This window comes from Corallococcus sp. NCSPR001 (assembly GCF_017309135.1).
Lineage (GTDB): Bacteria > Myxococcota > Myxococcia > Myxococcales > Myxococcaceae > Corallococcus.
Genome location: NZ_JAFIMS010000002.1, coordinates 4,388,771 through 4,411,665, shown reverse-complemented (window position 1 = coordinate 4,411,665; position 22,895 = coordinate 4,388,771). Strand labels below are relative to the sequence as shown.

The following is a 22,895-nucleotide window of genomic DNA, read 5'->3' as shown; positions in this document are numbered from 1 at the left end:
ACGAATGAGATTGTCGCTCGCCGAAGGTGTGGCGCTGCGTTGCCCCGACGCGGAGGACGCGCGCGTGGAGGGTCCTGGCCGCTCACTGCGGTTGGGCCCGCTGGCCCCCGGTGTGCGCGCCGTCTTCGAGTCGCTCGCGGACGGAGGCATCCACGAGACGGAGGTGCCGGCCGCCGCGGGCTCGGACACGACGCTCGCGTGGTACTGGCTGGACCTGGCGGGAGACGGCGGCCTGCTGTCGTGGACGGTGGAGGAGCGCGGCAACCTGCTGCTGACGCTCACGCCCGCGTCCGCGTCGTTCCTGCGCCACCGCGCGGCGTTCGACGCCGCCCAGCCGCTGCAGCTGTCGCGCTTCGCGCACACGCGCATGGCGGAGGGCCGCGCGGTGCTGGACTGCCCCACGGTGCACGCCACCGCGGCGCTGCATGACCGGCGCGTGGTGTCGCTGCTCTTCGACATGGCCCGCCCCACGCTGCTGGCGCGGCTCAACCAGTTCAACACCGGCATCGAGTCCTTCACGCTGCGCGAGTTGGTGCGCCTCCTGGCGGAGACGGGCATCCTGGTCCCCAACGGCCTGGACGTGCCGGCGTCGGAGGAGACGCAGACGGCGCTCAAGCAGTGGGAGCCGCACGACCTGCTCTTCCACTTGCGCTCACGCGGCTGGGGCCACCAGACGCGCGCGGGGGCCACCTACCGCTTCCGCGGCGAGCTGCCCAACCCGCCCGCCCTCAAGCCCACGGTGACCGAAGAGGTCGTGGAGCTGCACCGGCCGGACCTGGAGGCGCTGCGCGCGGGCGGCGACCGCTCCTTCACGGAAGTGCTGGAGGCCCGCCGCAGCCTGCGCGGCCGGGGCGCCTCGCCGCTCACCGTGAAGCAGCTGGGAGATCTGCTCTACCGCTCCGCGCGCGTGCGCGACGTGCGCACCACGCAGGACGGTGACATCACCGACCGGCCCTACCCCGGCGCGGGCGCGGTGTACGCGCTGGAGCTCTACCCCATGGTGGGCGAGTGCCAGGGCCTGGCCCCGGGCGCCTACCACTACGACCCGCTGGGCCACCGGCTGGAGAAGCTGAGCGGCCCCACGCCGGAGTTCCACGCGCTGCTGGACGAAGCCCGCGCGCCGGTGGAGCCCTTCGAGCGGCCGGAGGTGCTGATGGTGGTGGCCGCGCGCGTGCCCCGGCTCGCGTGGAAGTACGAGACGCTGGCGTACTCGCTGGTGCTGCAGGACACGGGAGCGCTGGTGCAGACGCTCTACCTGGTGTCCACCGCGATGGGCCTCAGGCCCTACGCGCTGGGCCGGAGCGATCCGGACTTCTTCCAGCGCGTGGCGGGCGTGGACGGCTTCGGCGAGGCCAGCGTGGGCGCCTTCGCGGTGTCGGGGGGCGAGTCCCAGGACCGCTGAAGCGCCCCCGCGCCGTCTTCAGCAGCAGGGGCTGCCGCAGCAGTGCGAGCGGCCGTAGGTGTCGGTGAGGCTGGAGAGCGCCACGGCGTGGTCCGCCACGTCGGCCGGCTTCTTCGGTAGGTGCAGCTCCACCTCCGCGTTGTTCACCTTCCAGGTGCCGTCCGTCGCCGCGTCCTTCGCGGTGGAGGGGACGACCTTCAGGTGGATGCTGGCGGGCAGGTCGAAGTCGAAGCGCTTCTTGAGGGCCTGGCGCGGGTCCTTCTGGAGGGCCGCCTCGAACTCGGGCTCCTTCCACGCCAGCGCGACGGCGCGCATCCACACGGCCTGCCAGTCATTCACCGAGGCCTTGGCCTCCGGGCCCCGCGTGGACTTGCGCGCCACGGGACGGGCCCGTGCGGGCGCGGCCTTCGACTCCGGCTTCTTCTTGCTCATGTCAGCGTTCTCCTCCCAGCGCATCCAACAGGGCGCGGGCCTCCGAGACGGGCGGTGTCCCCCATCCTTCGGAGAAGGTACTGTAGACCGTTTGCAGGCGTTGCCGGGCTTCTTCCTGTCTTCCGGATGCCTGGAGCACCCGCGCCAGGGCGGTGACGGCCTGCAGCTCCCGCATCCGAGCCCCCTGTGCGTGTGCCACCTCCGCCGCCTGGCGGAAGCACGACTCCGCGGAGGGTGCAGTGTTTCCATCCCGCTGCAGCAGCACCCGGCCCTTGACGTGAAGCATCTTGGACTCGTGGTACGCCTCGCCCAGGGCCTGGGCGCGCTGCCAGCCGCGCTCCACGGTGGCGAGCGCCGCCTCCACGTGGCCCAGCTCCAGCTCCAGCTCCGCGAGCATGGCGTAGTACGCCGGCTGGTCCATCTCCGTGCCGAACGCCTCGCGCAGCGCGACGCCGCGGCGCATCGCCTCCAGGTCCTTCACGGCCCAGGCGCGCAGGATGCCCACGTAGGCGGACTGCTCCAGCAGGCCGTAGCGGTGGGACAGCTCCGTGTGCTGGGCGATGAGCTGGAGCGCCTCCGTCCGGTCGCCGTGCTCCTGGGCGATGAGCAGCAGGTAGATGAACGACAGGCCGACGCTGGTGCCGTGGTTGAGCTCGCGGCCCCACGCCACCGCGGCCTCGCCGTGCGCCTTCGCCTGGTCCGGGAAGCCCAAGAGCCACTTCCCCCGGCACAGCACGGACTCGCCGCCCACGCGCGTGTCCTGTCCGTAGAGGATGCGGTGCATCCGGTGGGCGACCGGGTCGAAGAGCGCCAGGCACCGGTCCGCCTTCGCCTTCGCCTCGCCCAGGCGGCCTTCCAGAAGCTCGATGTTGGAGAGGATGGTGAGCGCCACCGCCTCCTGGCCCGCGTCGCCGTTGCGCTGCGCCAGCGCCACCAGCCGATCCAACAATCCGCGCACCCGGCGCTGATCACCCCCCAGGTGGTAGAAGATGGAGAGGACCCACAGCGTCGGGGCCGCGTACGGGCTCTCCCCCACCGTGAAGAGCAGCTCCAGCGAGCGCTCGGCGACGTTGCGCAGCTCCTGTGAGCGCCAGCCCTGCGTGGACATCAGCGCCGGCGCGAGCACGCCGTTGAGGCTCAGCTCCAGCTGCGCGCGCTCCAGCGGGTCGTCGATGGCGTCCAGCCACGACAGGCCCAGCCGGGCGAAGAGGATGGCCTCCAGGTAGGCGGAGCGCACCAGCGCGGCGAACGCGGCCTTCTGCGCGTAGAGGATGGCCTTGCGCTTGAGGTTCGCGGCGGCCCAGTGTTGCGCGAGCAGGTCCGGCCGCGACTCCACCTGGTCCTGGAAGTGCGTCTCCAGCGCCTCCGCCGTCTTCGCGTGCATCTGCTGGCGGTACCGCTTGAGCATGGAGTCGTAGGCCGCGTCCCGCACCAGCGCGTGCTTGAAGAGGTACACGGGCCCCTTCGGCCGGCGCTTGCGGTGCAGCAGCCCCGAACCCACCAGCCGCTCCAGGTCCGCCTCCAGCGCCTCCGGCGTCAGCGGGCTCACGTGGCGCAGCAGCTCATGCGTCAGCTCCCGGCCCAGCACGGAGGCGATCTGCGCGGTCTCCTTGGCGCGGCCCAGCCGGTCCAGGCGGGCGACGAGCAGGTCCCGCAGCGTGCCCGGCACCGAGGGGCCCGCCTTGCCGGCCTCCAGCGCGAAGCGGCCCTCGCGCTCCACCAGCGCGCCGGACTCGCGCAGCGTGCGCACCAGCTCCTCCACGAACAGCGGGATGCCGTCCGTGCGCGTGGCGATCTCCTCCAGCGCCTCCGGCGACAGCGGGCCTCCGGCGGCGGCGGTGGCCAGCCGCTCCACCTCCGCGCGGGCCAGCGCGCCCAACTGCACCTGCGTCACCGCCGAAGCGGCCCAGGGCGGCTCCAGCTCCGGCCGCGCGCTGAACACGGCGAAGAGGCGCGACGAGGCCACCTCCTCCACCAGCGCCTTGAGCAGCTCCAGCGTGGACGGGTCCGCCCAGTGCAGGTCCTCCAGCGCCAGCACCACGGGCTGGCGCTCCGCCATCGCGGCGAGGAACGCGAGCAGCGCGTTGCGCGTGAGCTCCCGGTGCTTCAGGGGCGACACGTCCAGCGGCGCCCAGCGCTCCGGCGGCAGCGGCAGGGACAGCAGCGCCGCGAACAGGGGCAGCGTCTCCGGCAGCTCGAAGCTGTAGCCGGACAACAGCGCCTCCAGGCCCGTCAGCCGGCCCTCCGGCGGCAGGTCGCGGTTCGGGTCCAGCATCCGCGTGAGCAGGTCCACCACGGGGGCATACGCCTGGCCGGAGCTGTCCTGCGTGCAGCGGGCCTCCAGCCACGTGTGGGGCTCCGCGCCCAGCCGGTCTCCCAGCTCGCGCAGGAGGCGCGACTTGCCGATGCCCGGCTCACCCGAGATCAGCAGCGCCTGCCCCTGCCCCGAGCGCGCCTGCTCCCAGCGCGACAGCACCAGGTCCAGCTCGCGCGAGCGGCCCACCAGCGAGAGCGCGTCGTCGGCGCCGCTCCACGTCGCGTCCGCGCCCTGGAGCACGAACGTCTCCAGTCCTGGCGGCAACAGCTCGTTCGGGGACGTGGGCGCGCTCTCCAACGGGAAGTGCTTGCGCACCAGTTGCTGCGTGTCGCCCGTGACGAGGATGGCGCCCGAAGGCGCGGAGGTGGACAGCCGGAAGGCCAGCTTCGGCGTGGTGCCCACCACGAAGCCCAGGCCGGAGAGCGTGGGATCCCGCTGCTCGCGCGACACCACCAGGCCCGTGTGCAGGCCCACGCGGATCTCCACGCGGGTGCCGCGCTCGGCCTCGATGGCCCGGCCGCGCCGCTTCACCTCCGCCACCATGTCCAGCGCCGCCTGCGCCGCGCGCCGAGCGTCGTCTTCCCGCGCCGCCGGATAGCCGAAGTAGAAGAGGACGATGTCGCCCAGGGCGCTCGCGATGTGGCCGTTGTAGCGCCGGGCGATCTCGATGCAGACCTCCTGCTGGGCGCCCAGCACGTGGTCCAACTCCTCGATGTCCACCGGCCCCGGCGCCGTCTGCGTCGCGGACAGCGTGCAGCACACCACCGTCAACTGCCGGCGCTCCCCTTCCGCCCACCGGCGCGAGCGCGTGGACACGGCGTTGGGCGTGCGGCTGGACAGCTCCACCGTCGCCGTCTCCGCGTTGGGGGCCGCGGGCTGGATGCGCACGGGCGCGGGCCGGCGCGGCAGGTTGGACACGTCCACCGCCTCCAACTGGCGCAGCAGCACCTCCGCGGACACGGTGCGCTGGGACGGATCCTTCGCGGTGACGCGCTGGAGCAGCTTGCCCAGCGGGTGCGCGGCGATGGCCGGCGGGATGGTCACCGGCTCCGAGGAGAGCTGCTGGAAGATGACCTCCGCGACGGTGGCGGCCTCGAAGACGCGGCGGCCGGTGAGGCACTCCAGGAACACCAGCCCCCACGCATACAGGTCCGAGCGCGGCGTGGGCGCCTGCCCGCGAAGCTGCTCCGGCGCCGCGTACGACGGCGTGCCCAGCGATTCATTGGTGGACGTGATGCGCGGCTGCGGCTCCGTGCGCGTCAGCTCGTCCGTCACGGAGCCGATGCCGAAGTCCAGCACCAGCGCGTTGCGGCGCGCGCCGGTGGGCACGACCATGATGTTCGCGGGCTTCAGGTCGCGGTGCACCACGTTCTGCGCGTGCGCGCACGCCAGCGCGTCCAGCAACTGGAGCATCAGGTGGCGCGTCTCCACCGGATCCAGCACGCCCTCCTCCGCGAGCACCTGCGCCAGGTTCTTCCCCGGCACGAACTCGAAGATGGAGTAGACGGCGCCGCCCTGCGCCCGGCCCGAATCGATGAGCCGCACGATGTTCGGGTGGTGCATCTGCGCGCACAGCTTCATCTCGCGCTCGAAGCGCGCGCTGCGGCGCTCCACGGACTCCGGCGTCGCGCCGTCCGTCAGGCGCAGCAGCTTCACCGCCACGTTCTGGCCGGTGGTCACCTGGCGGGCCTTGTAGACGCGGCCGAAGCCGCCCTCGCCCAACTCCGACAGGAGCTCGTACCGGCCCTGGAAGGCCTCCAACAGCGCAGGATCCATGAGGTTCTTCATCGCGTCCCCGAGCCTCGCTCCATTGATGACCGTCCCCCCCGCCTGGGCAGGGTGATGACGAACTCCGTGAACTCACCCGGCGCCGTTTCCATGCGGAACGTGCCCTGGTGGCCCTGCACGATGATGTCATGGCTGAGTGACAACCCCAGCCCCGTCCCCTGCCCCGGCGGCTTCGTCGTGAAGAAGGGGTCGAAGATTCTTCCCGCGCTCTCCGCGGAGATGCCCGGCCCATTGTCGCGCAGCCGGACCTCCACGTGCTCCTGACGCACGAGGGTGTGAACCTTGAGCACCGGCACGTACGTGGCGCCCTGCGTCTGGCGTCTCTGACGCATGGCGTAGAGCGCGTTGTCCACGACGTTGATGATGACGCGGCCCACGTCCGCCCGGCTCAGCTCCAGCCGCCCCACGGCCGGGTCGTACTCGGCTTCCAGGCGGACGCTCAGGGGCTCGCCCCGCATGCCGCCCAATCCCAGCGCGACGCTCTCCGCGACCAGCGCGTTGAGCTCCACCGGTTCGCGCGGGCCGGGTGAGCGGCGCGCGTGCTGGAGCATGCCCTGGATGAGCGCGTCCGCGCGGCGGCCATGCTCGTTGATCTTCTGGACGTTGGTGCGCAGGCACGCGAGCGCCTCATCCACGTCGCGCACGGAGTCCGCCGTCAGCCGTTCGCGCTGCGGCTCCAGCACGCCGGCCAGGTCCTCCGTGAGGCCCACGGAGAGGCCGGCGAAGTTGCTGATGAAGTTGAGGGGGTTGCGCAGCTCGTGCGCCATGCCGCCCACCAGCGCCGCGAGCGAGGCCAGCTTCGCGTCCATGATGAGCTGCATGCGCTGCACCGTCTCCTGCTCGATGCGGCGGTAGAGCCGCGCGTTCTCCAGCGCGAGCGCCGCCTGCCCCGCGAACGCGACGAGGAACTCCAGGTCGTCCTCGGAGAAGCTCTTGGGCGTGGAGACGTTGTCCACGTAGAGCACGCCCAGCACCTCGTCGCGGGGCTTGAGCGGCACGCACATGGAGGCGCGGATGGAGCTGAAGATGACGGACTCCGCGGCGCCCAGGCGCGGATCATTCACCGCGTCGGAGAAGAGCGCCGCCACGCTCCGGCGCAGCACGAAGTCCACGATGTTCTGGCTGTAGATGGGCCCGCGCACGGCCGTGCCCTCGGCCGTCTTCGTCACGCGGGGCTCCAGCTTCCCGGTGGCCTCGTCCATGAGCAGGATGGCGCCCCGCTCCACGTGGAGGATCTGAAACGCCAGGTCCAGCACCCTGCCGGGCAGGGCCTCCAGGTCGTCCGTGACGGACAGGAGCTTCGCCACCTCCTGGAGGATGCGCATCCGCTCGCGGACGCGCGTGGCCGTGCCGGAGGCCGCCACCGCGGACTTCTCCGAGCCGGACACCGCCTGCACCAGCGTCTTCAGCGGCACGCGGGTGAGCGCGCGCGTGAGCTGGGGGCGGGGTTCGTCGGGGGCGCCGGAGGCCGGGCCGGAGCCGGGTGGGCCCGCGAGCGCGGCCGGCGGCGCCTCGTGGGTGAGCAGGAAGACGAGCTCGCCCAGGGTCAGCGTGTCGCCGGGGCGCAGCTCCTTGCGGCGGATCTGCACGCCGTTGACGAACGTGCCGTTCTTGCTCTGCAGGTCGGTGACGAAGAAGCGCCCGTCGGTGGACTCGATGCGGGCGTGCTGGCGGGACAGGCTGCGGTGGGGGATGCAGATGCCCTGGTCGTCCGCGCGGCCAATGGTGATGGGCGCGTCCCCCAATGGGTAGGACAGCTCATCCGGCTGTCCTGGATTGTAGACGAGCATCGGCACGGCCTTGAGACCCCCTCCGGGGTCCAAGCCTAGCCCAAAAGCGATGGACCGCTCAGGCGGCGCTGGCGGCCGGAGCCAGGAGCCCCCGGTCGCGCAGCGTGTCGAGGATGCGCTCCAGCCCCGCCTCCACCGTCTCCGCGTCGGAGCGGACGGTGATTTCCGGGGACTCGGGCGGCTCGTACGGGTCCGACACGCCGGTGAAGTGGGGAATCTCCCCGGCCAGGGCCTTCTTGTAGAGCCCCTTCACGTCCCGGGCGATGAGCGCGTCCAGGCTGGCCTGGACGTAGCACTCCAGGAACGGGATGCCGGCCTGGGTGGCCAGGGCGCGCACCTCGTCCCGGGAGCTCTTGTACGGGGAGATGGCGGCGGTGATGACGCCCACCTCGTGCTTCGCCAGCACGCGCGCCACGTAGCCGATGCGCCGGACGTTCTCCTCGCGGTCCGCGCGGCTGAAGCCCAGGCCGCGGGAGAGGTACGTGCGCACCTCGTCCCCGTCCAGCAGCTCCACGCGCTGCACGGGCGACAGCTGCCGCGCCACCGCGGCGGACAGCGTGCTCTTGCCCGCGCCGGACATGCCAGTGAACCAGAGGATGAAGCCCGGACGCTGTTGCATCGCCATTCCCTTACCTGTCCACGGCGGGGCCGTTGATCATCCCCGCGCCCACGGTGGCGTTGGTGCCTTCGTCCACGAGGATGAAGCTGCCGGTGCTGCGGTTGCGCCGGTACTCGTCGAAGAAGAGCGGCACCGTCGTGCGCAGCGTCACCCGGCCCACCTCGTTGAGCTTCAAACCGGGGCTCTGCTCGTCGCGGTGCAGGGTGTTGACGTCCAGCCGGTAGTGCAGCTGCTTCACCATGGCGCGCGCCATGCGGGTGGTGTGCTTGATGGCCAGCCGCGAGCCGCTGCTCAGCTGCGTCGAGTCCGACAGCCAGCACACCATCGCGTCGATGTCCTGGCTCGCGGTGGGCGGGTTGCCCGGGCGGCACAGCATGTCGCCTCGGCTGATGTCCAGCTCCTCCTCCAGCGACACGTTCACCGACATGGGCGGGAACGCTTCCTTCAGCGGCTTGCCCGCGAGCTCCAGCGACTTGATGCGCGTGGTGAAGCCGGACGGCATCACCATCACCTCGTCGCCCGGGCGCATCACGCCGCCCAAGAGCTGCCCGGAGTACGCGCGGTAGTCGTGGAACTTCTTCGCGGACGCGGGCCGGATGACGCCCTGCACGGGGAAGCGCAGGTGGATGAGGTCCCGGTCGGACGCGATGTGCACGTTCTCCAGGTGGTGCAGGAGCGTGGGGCCCTGGTACCAGGCCATCTTCTCCGAGCGCGTCACCACGTTGTCCCCGCCCAGCGCGGAGATGGGGATGAACGACAGGTCGGACACGTCCAGCTTCATGGAGAACTGGCGGAACTCCTCCCGGATGCGGTCGAAGACGCCCTGGTCGTAGTCCACCAGGTCCATCTTGTTCACGCACAGCACCAGGTGCGGCACGCGCAACAGCGACGCGATGAACGCGTGGCGGCGCGTCTGCTCCAGCACGCCCTTGCGCGCGTCCACCAGGATGAGCGCCAGGTCCGCCGTGGACGCGCCCGTCACCATGTTGCGCGTGTACTGCAGGTGTCCGGGCGTGTCCGCGATGATGAACTTGCGCTTCGCCGTGGAGAAGTAGCGGTACGCCACGTCGATGGTGATGCCCTGCTCGCGCTCGGCCTTCAGGCCGTCCAGGAGCAGCGCCAGGTTGACGTACTCGTCGCCCCGGGCGTGGCTCGTGCGCTCCACCGCGGCGAGCTGGTCCTCGAGGATGGACTTCGTGTCGTACAACAGCCGCCCGATGAGGGTGCTCTTGCCGTCATCCACGGAGCCCGCGGTCGCGAATCTCAGCAGTTCCACTAGAAGTATCCCTCGCGCTTGCGGTCTTCCATCGCCGTCTCAGAGAACTTGTCGTCCGCGCGGCTGGCGCCACGCTCCGTCACGCGGGAGGCCGTCACCTCCGCGATGACCTGCTCCACGGTGGACGCCGTGGACGGCACGCACGCGGTGCACGTCATGTCGCCCACCGTGCGAAAGCGCACCGTCTCCGTCGTCACCGTCTCGCCGGGCATCATGGACATGAAGGGCGACCAGGCCATCAGCATGCCGTCCCGGCGAAACACCTCGCGCCGGTGCGTGTAGTAGATGGACGGCAGCGCCACGTTCTCCCGGCCGATGTACTGCCAGATGTCCAGCTCGGTCCAGTTGGACAGGGGGAACACGCGCAGGTGCTCACCGCGCCGGTGACGCCCGTTGTAGAGCGCCCACAGCTCCGGCCGCTGGTTCTTCGGGTCCCACTGGCCGAACTCGTCGCGGAAGGAATACACGCGCTCCTTCGCGCGGGCCTTCTCCTCGTCGCGCCGGGCGCCGCCGAAGACGGCGTTGAAGCCGTTCTTCTCGATGGCCTCCAGCAGGGGCTGCGTCTGCAGCCGGTTGCGGGACGCGCGGGGGCCCTTCTCCTCCGTGACCTTCCCGGCGTCGATGGCCTCCTGCACGGACGCGACGATGAGCCGCGCCCCCAATTCCGCCACCCGTTCATCGCGATACTGGATGACTTCCGGGAAGTTGTGCCCCGTGTCCACGTGCATCAGCGGAAACGGCAGCGGCGCGGGCCAGAAGGCCTTCACCGCCAGGTGCAACATCACCGCGGAGTCCTTGCCACCGGAGAAGAGCAGCACCGGCCGGTCCAGCTCCGCCGCGACTTCCCTGATGATGAAGATGGACTCGGCTTCCAGCGCCTCAAGATGTGAAAGCTCGTAGCTCACGGCCAGGAAAGCTACCACAACCCGTCCCACGCCCAACCGTGGCCGTGGAGGTTTCCGCCTCCGCGAGCGTGAGACACGCCGGATGTGACATGCGGGAGGGGGCGGTGAAACATGGCCGGAGGACCTGCTGGGAGGGATGTTTCACGGCCCCACTCCGGGTGCGTGCCCGGCGCCCCACCCGGCGTGCGGGAGGGGATTTTCGCGCGGGGGGCGCGTGGTATAGACGGCCGCGCCATGGCAAGCGCATCCCCTCCCGTCCTCGACCGTTGGTTCCCGTCCCGCAAGCCGCTTCCGGAGCCGCGCCTGCGCCTGTTCTGCCTGCCGTTCGCCGGTGGGAGCGCGGCCATCTACCAGCCCTGGAACATGGCGCTGCCCACGGGCGTGGAGCTGTGCGCGGTGCAGCTGCCCGGGCGCGAGCGGCGCCTGATGGAGCCGGCGATGAAGTCCCTGCCGGAGCTGATGGACGTGCTGATGCCGGCGCTGACGCCGTTGATGGACCGGCCCTTCGCGCTGTTCGGCTACAGCATGGGGGCGCGCATCGGCCTGGAGGTGGCCCGGACGCTGAAGCGCCAGGGTGGCCCGAAGCCGCTGGGCTTCATCGCCGCGGCGGCGCCCCCGCCGTCGCACAACGACCGGGAGCCCATCCACACGCTGGATGATCCCGGCTTCATCGCGAAGCTGCGCGAGTACGACGGCACGCCGGAGGAGGTCCTCCAGCACAAGGAACTCCTGGAGCTCATCCTCCCCACGCTGCGCGCGGACTTCGCGCTGGCCTGGTCGGAGAACGGCAAGGACACCGCCCCGCTGGACATCCCGCTGTCCGTGTACGCGGGCAAGGGCGACAAGCACGTGGGCCTGGACGTGATGGAGCACTGGCGCGAGGAGTCCACCGCCGACGTGCGCCTGCGCCACTTCGAGGGCGGCCACTTCTTCATCCGCACGCACGGACCGCCGGTGCTGGCGGCCGTGCGCGAGGACCTGACGCGCTGGATGACGGCCGCGCAGGGTTAGGCCGTCTTGATGACCGGGGCCATGTCCCCGGCGAGCGGCACGGTGTGCTGCCAGCGCACCGTGAGCGCTCCGCTCCGGGGCCTGCGGAAGGCCACCGCCGCCTGGTGCCGGGTGGACGGCTTGTGCTGCATGAACTGCCACACGTCCGGCAGGTCGTTCATCCGCGGGTCGAAGGCGATGCGAGGCATCTGTCCCGGCACCAGGTCGAAGCCGAACTGATCCAACGGCAGGGACAGGCCCGCGCCGCGCGCCTTGATGTAGGCCTCCTTCAGGGTCCAGTACTCGAAGAAGCGCTCACGCTGGCGCTCCTGGGGCAGCGAGCGCAGGGCCTGCACCTCCGTCTTCGCGAAGTAGTGGTCGGCGATCTCCACCGTCTCGCCCGGCCGCTCCGCGTCCTCGATGTCCGCGCCCAGGTCCACGTCCCGGCCCACCGCGACCAGGGCCATGCCGTCCGTATGGCTCAGGTTGAAGCGCAGCCACTGGCCCTCGGGGCCGGCGATGGCGGGGCGGCCGTACTCGTTGGGGATGAAGCGCCAGGCCTCCGGCGCCACGGGCGCGTAGCGCGACAGGGTCAGCCGCACCAGCGCGTGGGACACCAGGTACTGCCGCTGGTGGCGCTCGAAATGGAAGCGCCGCTGCCGCTCGCGCTCGCCCGGGTCCAACAGGGCCTTGTAGGCCTCCAGGAGGCGCGGATCGTCGATGCGCTCGGGTTCGACGATCCACACGTGGACCTCGTCGGGGCGCAGGTCGAGGGGCGTGGAGGAGGAGGAGACCGTCATGTCGCGCAGGCAATCAGGAACCGCCGCGCCTGTCACGGGGGCTGGTCCGGCCGCTCGGCGGGCGCGTAGGCTTCGCGGCCCTGACGCCCAGGGAGGGAGACGCATGGACCTGACCACCGCGACCACGAAGCTCCAGGCGCTGCGCCGGGACATGACGGGCCACACGGACCGGAGCGACGAGCGCCGCATCCTGGACCTGCTGGCGGGCGCCACCGGCGAGGAGCTGAACTTCCTCCTGTCCAACGTGGACCTGGTGCGCCTCTTGTCGGACCTGGACGACCGGCTGGTGGGCCCGGACCACCACACGGAGCTGCTGGACCTGCTGTGCAGGCGCCGGGCGGCGGAGCTGTCCCTGCCGGTGCGCGCGTCGCTGGCCACCGCGCTCCAGAAGGGCGCCACGCACGCCCAGGCGGAAGCGCGGCTGCGCGACCTGTTCCTGGGGCTGAAGGGCCGCGAGCTGACCGGGTTCAAGAACCTGCTGGAGGCGGGCGGCGAGTACCACGACCTGCACAAGCTGGTGTTCGACGACGTGGACGACGTGGCGCTGCGCGCGGAGCTGCTCACCCACTTCCAGCGCGAGGCGGACGCCTTCCCCAGCGGGGAGAACAAGGTCCTCAGCGACATCGACGACACGTTCTTCGCCAACTGGGTGGACAAGCGCTACCCGCCGAAGACGGTGTACCCGGGCGTGCTCGCGTTCTACCAGGAGCTGGACCGGGGGCCGGGCATCATCCCGGGCCGCGCGGGCGACCTCGTCTTCGTGAGCGCGCGTCCGCAGGATCCGCTGGGCCTCATCGAGAACGCGACGCTGGACTCGCTGAGCAAGCGCGGCGTGCCGCTGGCGGTGATGCTCTCCGGCAGCTTCTTCTACCTCGTGGGAAACACGCGCATCGCGCAGAAGAAGTTCGAGAACTTCGAACAGTACGCGCGCCTCTTCCCCGAGTACGGCTTCGTCTTCGTGGGCGACAGCGGCCAGGGCGACGTGGAGTTCGGCGCGCGCATGCGCGAGTCCCTGCCCCAGGCGGTGCGCGCCGTGTTCATCCACGACGTGGTGGCGACGCCCCAGGCGAAGCGCGATGAGTGGCGCGCGAAGCACGTCTTCTTCTTCGACACGTACGTGGGCGCCGCGGTGGACGCGTTCCACGCGGGTGTCATCTCCCGGGACGGCGTGGACCGCATCGCCGCCGCCGCGACCGAATCGCTGGCGGCCATCGCCTTCACCTCTCCGGCCGTGCGTCAGGCGCGGGAGGCGGAGCTGGAGCGCGACCTGGCCATCGCGCGGGCTCTGCCGCGCACGCAGCCCGCGACCTGAGCCCATGGGCTGAACCCGCGCCGCCCGGTTTCCATCACCGGGCGGCCCACCGGTCCCGGACAGTTGGCGGGACGTACGAAGCACCCCAACCTTCCGTGCGCTTCACAGGGGTGGAGCGGCCGTCTGGGGACGGAAGGAAGGGCTCCGGGAGGTTCCGGGGCCCTTCCGGGGCGTGAGGGGGCGTGCGGGACCGATGGAACTGTTTCCCATCCATTTGCTGTTCATCGTCGTCCTGATGAACCGCTACATCCTCGGCCCCTTCCTGAGGCGGCTGAAGGGGCGGCGGTTCGAGCGGGTGGATGACACCTACCGCCCCCGGGTCGCCATCGTCATTCCGCTGTTCAACGAAGGCCAGGGCATCTACCACACGGTCAAGGCGCTGCTGGAACAGGACTATCCCAGCGAGCTCACCGAGATCATCGTCGTGGATGACTGCTCGCGCGACGACAGCTTCGCGTGGGCCACCAAGGCCGCGGAGGGGCACCCCAACGTCCGGGTGATGCGCAACCCGGAGAACATGGGCAAGCGCAAGGGCATCAACCGGGGCGTCCGCGCCGCGGAGGACGCGGAGATCATCGTCTCCGTGGACTCCGACGTGGTGGTGGAGAAGAGCGCCGTGCGCCAGCTCATCCGCCGCTTCGTGCACCCCAACGTCGCCGCGGTGGGCGGGCGCACCTTCGTCAGCAACCGTCACCAGAACTGGCTGACGCGGATGATTGAAATCAAGTTCCACTTCGCCCAGAAGTGGCTGAAGGACCTGGAGCGCTCGTTCCGCCAGGTGATGTGCCTGTCCGGTTGCCTGACGGCGTACCGCCGCTCCGTGCTGCTGGAGCTGGAGCCCATCCTGGAGTCGCGCGCCATCGCGGGCATCCCCATCAAGTACGGCGAGGACCGCTTCCTCACGCGGCAGATCGTCAAGCACGACTATGAGACGGTCTACACGCTGGACGCGTTCTGCTTCACCGCCGCGCCCGCCACGCTCGCGGGCTACTTCAGCCAGCAACTGCGCTGGCGGCGCTCCAACCTGGTGGACCTCATCTGCGGCCTGTCGCACGCGTGGCGGCTGCACCCGGTCATCACCGTGCACTACGTGTCGCAGCTGGCGCTGCTGCTCTCGTACCCGGTGGTCATCGTCCACAACATGCTCAACGGCGAGTTCTGGGACATCCTCGCGTTCCACTTCCTGGTGATTGGCCTGCTGGGCTTCATCTACCGCCTGGAGACGCGCTACCTGCCGGAGGACCGGCGCGTGCATCCGGTGAGCTTCCTGCCCATGGCGCTGCTCATGCCGGTGACGTACGCGCTCTTCACGCCGCTGGCGCTGCTGACGCTCGACTCCGGGAGCTGGGAGACGCGCGGCAGCCCCACGACGGCACCTGCGCCCTCCCCCGTTCCCGCCCCCGCGAAGCTCACCTCCAACTCCGCAGGCGAAGGAACCCCGTCATGAATCAGCAGGTCGCCAACCGGCTCAACTCCATCGCGGTGTCCGCCTACAAGTTCATGGGCTCGGTGCTGTTGGCGCTGATCCTCCTGGGCCTGCTGTCGTTCCTCGCGGTGCAGGGCTTCTTCCTGGCGAGCAACAGCTGGGCCGCGCCCACCATCCTGTCGCCCACCGACTCCAACGTGCTGGCGCTCAACGCGCAGGCGGCGCAGCAGGAGTCGGAGCGGGACGGGCTGATGGCCCGGCGGCGCGAGGCGGCGGACCGGCTCCTGGAGGCCGAACGGACCTCGGCCGCGGAGCGGGCCTTCCAGCAGCGCTTCGTGGTCGCGCTCCAGGGTGAGAAGAAGGCCCGCGACCGGCTGGCGAAGCGGCTGTCCGCGCTGCGCCAGGAGTACCTGCGCACGGGCGAGGAGATCGCCGAGTCCAACCGCGCGTACAGCGGCCTGGCCCGCACGCGGACGAGCGCGCTCTACGGCGCGAAGCTGATGGAGCGCGAGGCCGTGCTCACCACCAACCACCAGCTGGCCCAGATGGCGCAGAGCAACCTGTCCCTGGCGCAGGAGACGGTGGACCTGGACATGCGCCTGGACACGCTCCGGCGCGAGAGCGAAGGCCTCACGGCCGCGGAGAACGGCCTGGGCCGCGACGCCGCCGCGGAAGGGCTGACGAAGGACACGCTGCTGCTGGAGCGTGAGTACACGCAGTCGGTGCTGGCGCTGGCCCGGGCGGACGCGCAGCGCAAGAGCCTGGAGGCGGACGTGCGCGCGCTGGACGACCGCATCCGCCGTTTTGAACACCTGCTCCAGGTGGTGCACGCCTCGCCGTACCTGAAGGCGCTGGAGCAGAACCTCACCGTGGCCTTCGTGCCCTACGAGAACCTGCCCAACGCCCGGGCCGGCACCCCGCTCTACACCTGCGCGCTGAAAATCTTCTGGTGCCGCGAGGTGGGCGTGGTGGGGCCCGTGCTGGAGGGCGAGGTCTCCCAGCAGCACCCCATCCGCCAGTACCACTTGCGAGGCGTGATGGTGGAACTCCAGCTTCGGGATGCGCCGAGCGCGCGCGAGCCGCTGCTTCACCTGGGCCATCCCCCGTTGATGCTGTGAGCCCCGTCGTGGAATCGGAAAGGAAGCGGAGGATGCGGACGAGGCTGGCGAGGGGAGCCCTGCTGGGGCTCGGGTTGTGGGCGGGCGCGGCGCCGGCGGAGGAAGCAGCGGCGACGGCGCGGGCCCAGGGCGACCTCGCGAAGGGCTACTGCGAACGCGTGCGCGGCACCGCGAAGGCGGAGGCCGTGCTGGAGCTGGCGCCGGAGGTGTTCGGCAGCGTGGGCGCGGTGAACGCGGGCGACGCGGTGGGAGGCTCGGACGAGACGCCCCTGGGCGCGCCCAAGCTGCGCGTCACCGCCGGGCTGGGCTACGACTTCGTGGGCCTCTACCGGGGCCACACGCTGCGCTCGCGCGCGGAGGCCGAGTGCCGCCGCTACCAGGCGCTCGCCGCGCTCCAGAGCGCCGTGGAGCAGGGCTCGCGGTTGGGAGAGGCGGCGGCGCTGGACGCACGCGCCCGGGCGCTGGCCACCTCCCTGCCTCGCGCGGAGGAACTTGTGGCCCAACTGCGCGACGACATGCGCGACGGCGGCGCGACGCTGGAGGAGCTCAACGCGGTGCAGGTGCGGTTGGATCACCTGCGCTCGCTCGCGCGCGACACGGCCCAGGCCCGCGAACGGCTGGCGCTGGAACCCTCGCCGCCGGAAGGACAGACCTTGAGCGCGCTGCTCAGCGCCTTCGAGGCCGCGGATGATCAGGTCGAGGTCCTGTCCGGAGGCCTGCGCACGGCGGGCGCCTGGCGCCTGAGCGTGCGCGGCGGCTACGACGAGGTCTTCGACGTGGACCAGTCCACGCCCCTCTTCGGCCAGCTCACGCTGGGCTACAACCTGGGCCAGCTCTGGCAGGGCCGGGCCAACGCCCAGGCCCGCGAGGGCCGCCGCCTGGAGTCGCGCGACGCGGTGGACGGAGCACCCCGGCGGGTGCGTCAGCTGCTGGGCGAGCTGCGCATCACCGAGAAGAGCGAACAGCAGCGGCTGGGCGAGGTGTCCGCGCTGGTGTCCGACCTGCAGGGCCAGCTGCGCGAGGTGGAGCAGTTGCAGACGCGGCAGGTGCGCCGCTTCCGGGACTACCTCCTGCTGGAGCTTGCGCGGCTCCAGGCGGAGCAGGCGTACCTGGGCGCTCACCTGGAGACCCTCCGCACGCTCCTGGGGGAAACAGGCCCATGAGCGACACTCGACAACGGCGGTGGGTGGCGCTCGGGACGTCAAGCGTCCTGATGCTCTGGGCGGGCGCCCTGCTCCTGAGCCACGGCGCCTGCAACAGCGCGAGGAAGCCCATGGAATCCCCCGTGTCCTCCCAAACGCGCGCGTCGCGCTCGGATCCGCCGGCGGCGAAGGACGGCCTGGCCCCCGTCACGCGGCGGCAGCTGCACGTCACCCAAGGCCAGGTCGAGAGCCTCCAGCAGGAGGACGGAACCCAGTTCGCCATCGAGGGCCCACGCCAGCGCGCGGTCGTCCCGGAGACGACAGGAGACGAGGCGGAGCTGCGCTTCACCTGGCTGGGCGCCACCCACGAGGTGATTCCGCTGGCGTCCGGCCAGCATCGCGAACAGGTGGGGCTCAAGCTGCGCGCCCGGGACGGCTGCAACCTCCTCTACGCCATGTGGCGCATCGCGCCCTCCGCGGGCATCGTGGTCCAGTTCAAGTCCAACCCGGACGACCACGCGAGCGGCGAGTGCGGCAACGGGGGGTACACCACCGTGCGGCCGCGCTTCATGGAGCCGTTGGACAGGCTGTCTCCCGGTGAGTCCCACGTGCTGCGCGCCCTCATCGACGCGAACGTGCTGACCGTGTACGCGGACGGCGTGCGCGTCTGGGAGGGATTGCTGCCCCAGGACGCGCTCCGCCTGGAAGGCCCCGCCGGGATGCGCACGGACAACGCGCGCGTGCGCTTCGAGCTGCTCGTGCCCCAGGCGGCCAGTCCCACCTCGCGCCGCTGAGGCGGCCGTCCGGAACCGGCCCGTCGAAGCGAATGCCTGGGGGCCCCCCTTGCATGGCGAATCCGGGCGTGGGTTGCTTGAGGCACGATGCCCGACCGCGACCCGCTGGCTTCGACGTATCGTCCACCGCAGGGACTGGAGGCGTTGGAAGACGCCCTCCGCCGCGACCTGGACATCCTGTCATACCCCGCCCGCGGCTGGGTGCCCCCTCGGGCCACCCCGGACGGACGTCCCATCCTGGACGTGCTCATCATCGGCGGAGGCCAGAGCGGGCTGGGCGCCGCGTTCGGGCTGATGCGCGAGCGCGTGACGAACTTGATGGTTCTGGACGATGGTAGGGACGGCTTCCACGGGCCCTGGAAGACGTTCGCGCGGATGCTCACCCTGCGCACGCCCAAGTACCTCACCGGTCCGGACTACAACATCCCCAACCTCTCCTTCCGCGCCTGGTACGAGGCGCAGCACGGCGCGGAGGGCTTCCAGCAGGTGGCCCTCATCCCGAAGGAGCTGTGGGCGGACTACCTCCTCTGGTACCGGCGCGTGCTGGGCATCCCGGTGAAGTGCGGCACCAAGGCGGGCGCGCTGCGCTGGCGCGCGGACCTGGACTGCTTCGAGGTGCCCGCCGCGCACAACGGTGAGACGGAGTTCCTCCTCGCGCGCAAAGTGGTGCTGGCCACCGGCATCGACGGCTCCGGCCGCTGGGAGGCGCCGCCGGAAGTCCAGCCGCTGCCGCGCTCGCTGTGGGCGCACACGCATGACCCCATCGACTTCGCGGCGCTGAAGGGCAAGCGCGTGGGCGTGCTGGGCGCGGGGGCCTCCGCGTTCGACAACGCCTCCGTGGCGCTGGAGACGGGCGCGGGCCAGGTGGACCTGTTCTACCGCCGCAAGAAGCTGCCCAACGTGAACCCCTACCGCTGGGCGGAGTTCGCGGGCTTCCTGCGCCACCACGCTGACCTCCCGGACGCGCAGCGCTGGCGCTTCATCCGGCAGATCATCGACATGGGCCAACTGCCCCCGCGCGACACCTTCGAGCGCGCCCGCCGCCACCCGCACTTCCACCTGCACGCGGAGAGCCCCTGGGTGGAGGTGAAGGCGCAGGACGGCATGGCCATGGTGCGCACGCCGCACGCGACGCACGCGTTCGACTTCCTCATCATCGCGTCCGGCTTCACCACGGACCTGTCGCTGCGGCCGGAGCTGGCGGAGCTGCACCCGCACATCGCGCTGTGGAAGGACCGCTTCACGCCGCCGGAGAACGAGCGGCACGCGGACCTGCTGCGCCACCCGTACCTGGGCCCCTCCTTCGAGTTCCAGGAGAAGCAGCCCGGAAGCGCGCCGTGGATTGGCGGCGTGTTCAACTACACCTTCGGGTGCCTGCTCTCCCTGGGCTTCGGCGGCGCCAGCATCTCCGGCATGAAGTACAGCCTGCCCCGGCTGGTGGGCGGCATCACGAAACAGCTCTACCTGGATGACAGCGAGCGCCACTTCCGCGCGCTCGCGGATTACGCGACGACGGAGTTCGAGACGTGAGTGCTTCGGGTGTGACGGTGTTTCGCGGTGAGCGCGTGGTGACGCCCGAAGGGACGCGCGCGGCGGCGGTGGTGGTGCGCGACGGGCGCATCGAGGGCATCCACGCGACGGTGGACGTGCCGAAGGACGCGCAGGTGGTGGAGCTGGGCGGGGACGCGCTGCTGCCCGGCATCGTGGACTGCCACGCGCACATCAACGAGCCCGGCCGCACGGACTGGGAGGGCTTCGCCACGGCGACGGCGGCGGCGGCGGCGGGCGGCATCACCACCGTGGTGGACATGCCGCTCAACTCCATCCCCGCCACCACGTCCCTGGCCGCGCTGCGCACCAAGGCGGAGGCCGCGTCCGGCCAGTGCGCCATCGACTACGGCCTCTGGGGCGGCGTCATCCCCGGCAACGCGAACGAGCTCCAGGCGATGGTCGACGCGGGCGCGCCGGGCTTCAAGTGCTTCCTCGTGCACTCGGGCGTGGACGAGTTCCCCGCCGCCACGCGCGAGGTGCTGGACGCGGCCATGCCCATCCTCGCGAAGGCGGGCGTGCCGCTGCTGGTCCACGCGGAGCTGACGGACCACGAGCCGCCCTTCGCGGGCGACGTGCGCGCCTACGCCAGCTACCTCGCGTCCCGTCCGGCCGCGTGGGAGGTGGACGCCATCCGGATGATGATCGACCTGTGCCGCGAGCACCGCGGCCCCGTGCACATCGTCCACCTGTCCGCCGCGGACGCGCTTGACGACATCGCGAAGGCCAAGGCGGAAGGGCTGCCCTTCACGGTGGAGACCTGCCCGCACTACCTCACCTTCAGCGCGGAGGAGATTGAGGCCGGCGCCACCCACTTCAAGTGCGCGCCGCCCATCCGCGAGGCAGCCAACCGCGAGCGGCTGTGGGACGCGGTGAAGAGCGGCCTCATCGACCTGGTGGTGTCGGACCACTCGCCCTGCACGCCCGCGCTCAAGAAGCTGGAGGCCGGGGACTTCTCCGGCGCGTGGGGCGGCATCGCCGGGTTGCAGCTCAGCGTGTCCGCCGTGTGGACGGGCATGCGCGCCCACGGCCTGGGCCTGGACGTGCTGGTGGAGCGCATGGCGCACCGCACCGCGAAGCTGGCCGGATTGTCGGGGCGCAAAGGAGCCATCCGGCCGGGGCTGGACGCGGACTTCGTCGTCTTCGCCCCGGAGGCGCGCTTCAAGGTGGCGCCCGAGGACATCCGCCACCGGCACCGGCTGACGCCCTACGCCGGACGTGAGCTGCAAGGCCGGGTGATGAGGACATACCTGCGCGGTCAGCGTATCTTCGACGCCACCGAGGGACTGACGGGCCCGCGCATCGGCCAGTGGCTGCCGCGCGGCTGAGCCCCGGCGGTCCGGGAGAGGAATACCGATGCAAGCCGAAGCACCCGGGGCGATGCACGTCGCCTTCGCTGACCTGATTGACCTGGCCGCACGCAAGGTGGGCGGCAAGGCCCTGCTGGCCAACGACGAGTTCTTCGCGCCCAAGGAGGCCCTGCTGGAGCCCGGGCGCGGCGTCTTCATCGCGGACAAGTACACGGAGCGCGGCAAGTGGATGGACGGCTGGGAGACGCGCCGCAAGCGCGTGCCCGGCTACGACTGGTGCATCGTGAAGCTGGGCCTGCCCGGCGCCATCCACGGCATCGACGTGGACACCAACCACTTCCTCGGCAACTTCCCCGAGTACGCCTCCCTGGAGGCGTGCGAGGTGGACGGAGATCCGTCGCCCGAGTCGCTGGCGGAGGACGTGTCGCGCTGGACGGAGCTGGTCCCCAAGCAGCGCCTGCGCGGCGGTTCGCGCAACCTCTTCGCGGTGGCGAACGAGCGGCGCTTCACCCACGTGCGCCTCAACATCTACCCGGACGGCGGCGTCGCGCGCCTGCGCGTGCACGGGCAGGTGCTGCCGGACTGGCATGCGTTGAAGAAGGCCGGGCTGGTGGACCTGGCGGCGGCGGCCAACGGCGGCTCCGTCGTCACGTGCAACGATCAGTTCTTCGGCACGAAGGACAACCTCATCTTCCCGGGCCGCGCGGCGAACATGGGCGAGGGCTGGGAGACGCGCCGCAAGCGCGTGCCGGGCTTCGACTGGATCGTCGTGAAGCTGGCCACGGCGGGCACGCTGCGCCGCGCGGAGGTGGACACCCACTTCTTCAAGGGCAACTTCCCGGACCGCTGCTCGCTGGAGGGCATCCACCTGGAGGAGCCGCTGCTGGACTTCGCCAACGCGACGCATCTCCAGTGGAAGGAGCTCCTGCCCCAGTCCAAGCTCCAGGCGGACCACTGCCACGTCTTCGAGAAGGAGTTGAAGGACGTGGGCCCCATCACCCACGTGCGCCTCAACATCTTCCCGGACGGCGGCGTCAGCCGGCTGCGCCTCTTCGGAGAGCCGGCGTGACGACGCCGCTGGAGCGCCTGAACACCGCCACGACGGAGGAGGCCACCGAGGCCTTCACCCGGTGCTGCGGCAGCACGAAGTGGGTCCAGCGGATGCTGGCCGTCCGTCCGTTCCGCGACGCGGAGCACCTGTACGCGGAGGCCGCGGACGCCTGGGCGCGCACGGGGCCGGAGGACTGGAAGGAGGCCTTCACGCACCACCCGCGCATCGGCGACGTGTCGAAGCTGCGGGAGAAGTTCGCCTCCACCGCGCAGTGGTCGTCACAGGAGCAGAAGGGCGTGTCCGGCGCGGACGAAGGCGTGTTGCAGGCGCTGGCCCAGGGCAACCGCGACTACGAGTCCCGCTACGGCTTCATCTTCCTCGTCTGCGCCACGGGCAAGAGCGCGGCGCAGATGCTGGAGCTGCTCCAGGACCGCATGCACCACACCCCGGACGAGGAGCTGAAGATTGCCGCCGGGGAGCAGGCGAAGATCACCCGCATCCGACTGGAGAAGCTCCTCGCGTCATGAGCACCCTCAGCACGCATGTCCTGGACACGAGCACGGGCCGTCCCGCGGAGGGGCTCTCCCTCACGCTGGAGGCCCGCACGACGGGCGACCTCTTCCTGGAGATCGCCCGGGGCGTCACCAATGTGGATGGACGGGTGAAGGACCTGTCAGGCGGGAACACGAAGCTCGAGCCCGGCGTGTACCGGCTCACCTTCGACACCGGGGCCTGGTTCCAGGCCCGGGGGCAGCGGGGCTTCTACCCGTACGTGCAGGTCGTGTTCGAGGTCACCGCGACCGATGAGCACTACCACGTCCCGCTGCTCCTGAGCCCCTTCGGCTTCTCCACCTATCGGGGAAGCTGAAGACGCA

The 22,895-nt window shown here is 70.9% G+C and carries 19 protein-coding genes; 12 read left to right on the top strand and 7 right to left on the bottom strand.

All coding sequences use genetic code 11. The features are described 5' to 3' along the window. The first annotated feature begins 4 nt into the window (after positions 1-4). On the top strand, positions 5-1,402 hold the full coding sequence (locus JYJ93_RS19955) for a SagB family peptide dehydrogenase (RefSeq protein ID WP_206793599.1): 1,398 nt from the start codon (positions 5-7) through the stop codon (positions 1,400-1,402). A gap of 18 nt (positions 1,403-1,420) precedes the next feature. Here the strand turns inward: JYJ93_RS19955 and JYJ93_RS19950 are convergent, their stop codons facing one another. The 6 genes from JYJ93_RS19950 to cysD are packed head-to-tail and all read right to left on the bottom strand — an operon-like array spanning position 1,421 to position 10,535. After that, positions 1,421-1,834, bottom strand: a complete 414-nt coding sequence (locus JYJ93_RS19950) for a BMA_0021/BMA_0022 family TOMM bacteriocin (RefSeq protein ID WP_206793597.1) — start codon at positions 1,832-1,834, stop codon at positions 1,421-1,423. A gap of 1 nt (position 1,835) precedes the next feature. Then, complete coding sequence (locus JYJ93_RS19945; protein WP_242543867.1) at positions 1,836-5,927, bottom strand: TOMM system kinase/cyclase fusion protein; 4,092 nt, start codon at positions 5,925-5,927, stop codon at positions 1,836-1,838. 8 nt (positions 5,928-5,935) lie between these two features. Further along, positions 5,936-7,729 (bottom strand): FHA domain-containing protein, encoded by a 1,794-nt coding sequence (locus JYJ93_RS19940; protein ID WP_206800383.1) that lies wholly within the window; start codon positions 7,727-7,729, stop codon positions 5,936-5,938. Positions 7,730-7,787: 58 nt separating this feature from the next. Further along, positions 7,788-8,348, bottom strand: a complete 561-nt coding sequence (cysC, locus tag JYJ93_RS19935; protein ID WP_206793594.1) for an adenylyl-sulfate kinase — start codon at positions 8,346-8,348, stop codon at positions 7,788-7,790. Positions 8,349-8,358: 10 nt separating this feature from the next. Continuing rightward, a complete protein-coding gene (locus JYJ93_RS19930) occupies positions 8,359-9,624 on the bottom strand; it encodes a GTP-binding protein (RefSeq protein WP_206793592.1) in 1,266 nt (421 codons plus the stop codon). Further along, positions 9,624-10,535: a sulfate adenylyltransferase subunit CysD gene (cysD, locus tag JYJ93_RS19925; RefSeq protein ID WP_242544546.1), complete on the bottom strand. Its 912-nt coding sequence runs from the start codon at positions 10,533-10,535 to the stop codon at positions 9,624-9,626. The genes JYJ93_RS19930 and cysD overlap by 1 nt, the downstream gene beginning before the upstream one ends. Before the next feature lie 228 nt (positions 10,536-10,763). On the opposite strand from cysD, the gene JYJ93_RS19920 reads away from it, so the two are divergent. Beyond that, the gene (locus JYJ93_RS19920) at positions 10,764-11,540 is read left to right on the top strand and encodes a thioesterase (RefSeq protein WP_206793590.1); all 777 of its coding nucleotides are present in this window, start codon (positions 10,764-10,766) and stop codon (positions 11,538-11,540) included. On the opposite strand, the gene JYJ93_RS19915 is transcribed toward JYJ93_RS19920, so the two are convergent. Beyond that, positions 11,537-12,319 carry a 4'-phosphopantetheinyl transferase superfamily protein gene (locus tag JYJ93_RS19915; protein ID WP_206793588.1) on the bottom strand — a complete coding sequence of 261 codons (783 nt, stop codon included), beginning with the start codon at positions 12,317-12,319 and terminating at the stop codon, positions 11,537-11,539. The two genes, JYJ93_RS19920 and JYJ93_RS19915, sit on opposite strands and share 4 nt — an antisense overlap. A 103-nt stretch (positions 12,320-12,422) precedes the next feature. Here JYJ93_RS19915 and JYJ93_RS19910 point away from each other — a divergent pair, with 103 nt between their 5' ends. The 10 genes from JYJ93_RS19910 (at position 12,423) to uraH (ending at position 22,888) form a co-directional block, all read left to right on the top strand. Beyond that, on the top strand, positions 12,423-13,631 hold the full coding sequence (locus tag JYJ93_RS19910; RefSeq protein ID WP_206793586.1) for a phosphatase domain-containing protein: 1,209 nt from the start codon (positions 12,423-12,425) through the stop codon (positions 13,629-13,631). 193 nt (positions 13,632-13,824) lie between these two features. Then, positions 13,825-15,078, top strand: coding sequence for a glycosyltransferase (locus JYJ93_RS19905; protein ID WP_206793584.1), 1,254 nt, complete (start codon positions 13,825-13,827; stop codon positions 15,076-15,078). Then, positions 15,075-16,175 (top strand): hypothetical protein, encoded by a 1,101-nt coding sequence (locus JYJ93_RS40630; protein WP_206793582.1) that lies wholly within the window; start codon positions 15,075-15,077, stop codon positions 16,173-16,175. Before JYJ93_RS19905 ends, JYJ93_RS40630 begins: the two co-directional genes overlap by 4 nt. 32 nt (positions 16,176-16,207) lie before the next feature. After that, entirely contained in the window at positions 16,208-17,338 is a 1,131-nt protein-coding gene (locus tag JYJ93_RS19895; protein ID WP_206793579.1) for a hypothetical protein, read from the top strand. Then, positions 17,335-18,111 (top strand): hypothetical protein, encoded by a 777-nt coding sequence (locus tag JYJ93_RS19890; RefSeq protein WP_206793578.1) that lies wholly within the window; start codon positions 17,335-17,337, stop codon positions 18,109-18,111. Before JYJ93_RS19895 ends, JYJ93_RS19890 begins: the two co-directional genes overlap by 4 nt. Positions 18,112-18,198: 87 nt before the next feature. After that, on the top strand, positions 18,199-19,641 hold the full coding sequence (locus JYJ93_RS19885; protein ID WP_206793576.1) for an NAD(P)/FAD-dependent oxidoreductase: 1,443 nt from the start codon (positions 18,199-18,201) through the stop codon (positions 19,639-19,641). Continuing rightward, complete coding sequence (allB, locus tag JYJ93_RS19880) at positions 19,638-20,987, top strand: allantoinase AllB (RefSeq protein ID WP_206793574.1); 1,350 nt, start codon at positions 19,638-19,640, stop codon at positions 20,985-20,987. Before JYJ93_RS19885 ends, allB begins: the two co-directional genes overlap by 4 nt. 28 nt (positions 20,988-21,015) lie before the next feature. Then, positions 21,016-22,038 carry an allantoicase gene (gene alc, locus JYJ93_RS19875; RefSeq protein WP_206793572.1) on the top strand — a complete coding sequence of 341 codons (1,023 nt, stop codon included), beginning with the start codon at positions 21,016-21,018 and terminating at the stop codon, positions 22,036-22,038. Continuing rightward, positions 22,035-22,547 (top strand): 2-oxo-4-hydroxy-4-carboxy-5-ureidoimidazoline decarboxylase, encoded by a 513-nt coding sequence (gene uraD, locus JYJ93_RS19870; RefSeq protein ID WP_206793570.1) that lies wholly within the window; start codon positions 22,035-22,037, stop codon positions 22,545-22,547. Before alc ends, uraD begins: the two co-directional genes overlap by 4 nt. Then, positions 22,544-22,888 (top strand): hydroxyisourate hydrolase, encoded by a 345-nt coding sequence (gene uraH / locus JYJ93_RS19865; RefSeq protein WP_206793569.1) that lies wholly within the window; start codon positions 22,544-22,546, stop codon positions 22,886-22,888. The genes uraD and uraH overlap by 4 nt, the downstream gene beginning before the upstream one ends. Positions 22,889-22,895 lie beyond the last annotated feature (7 nt).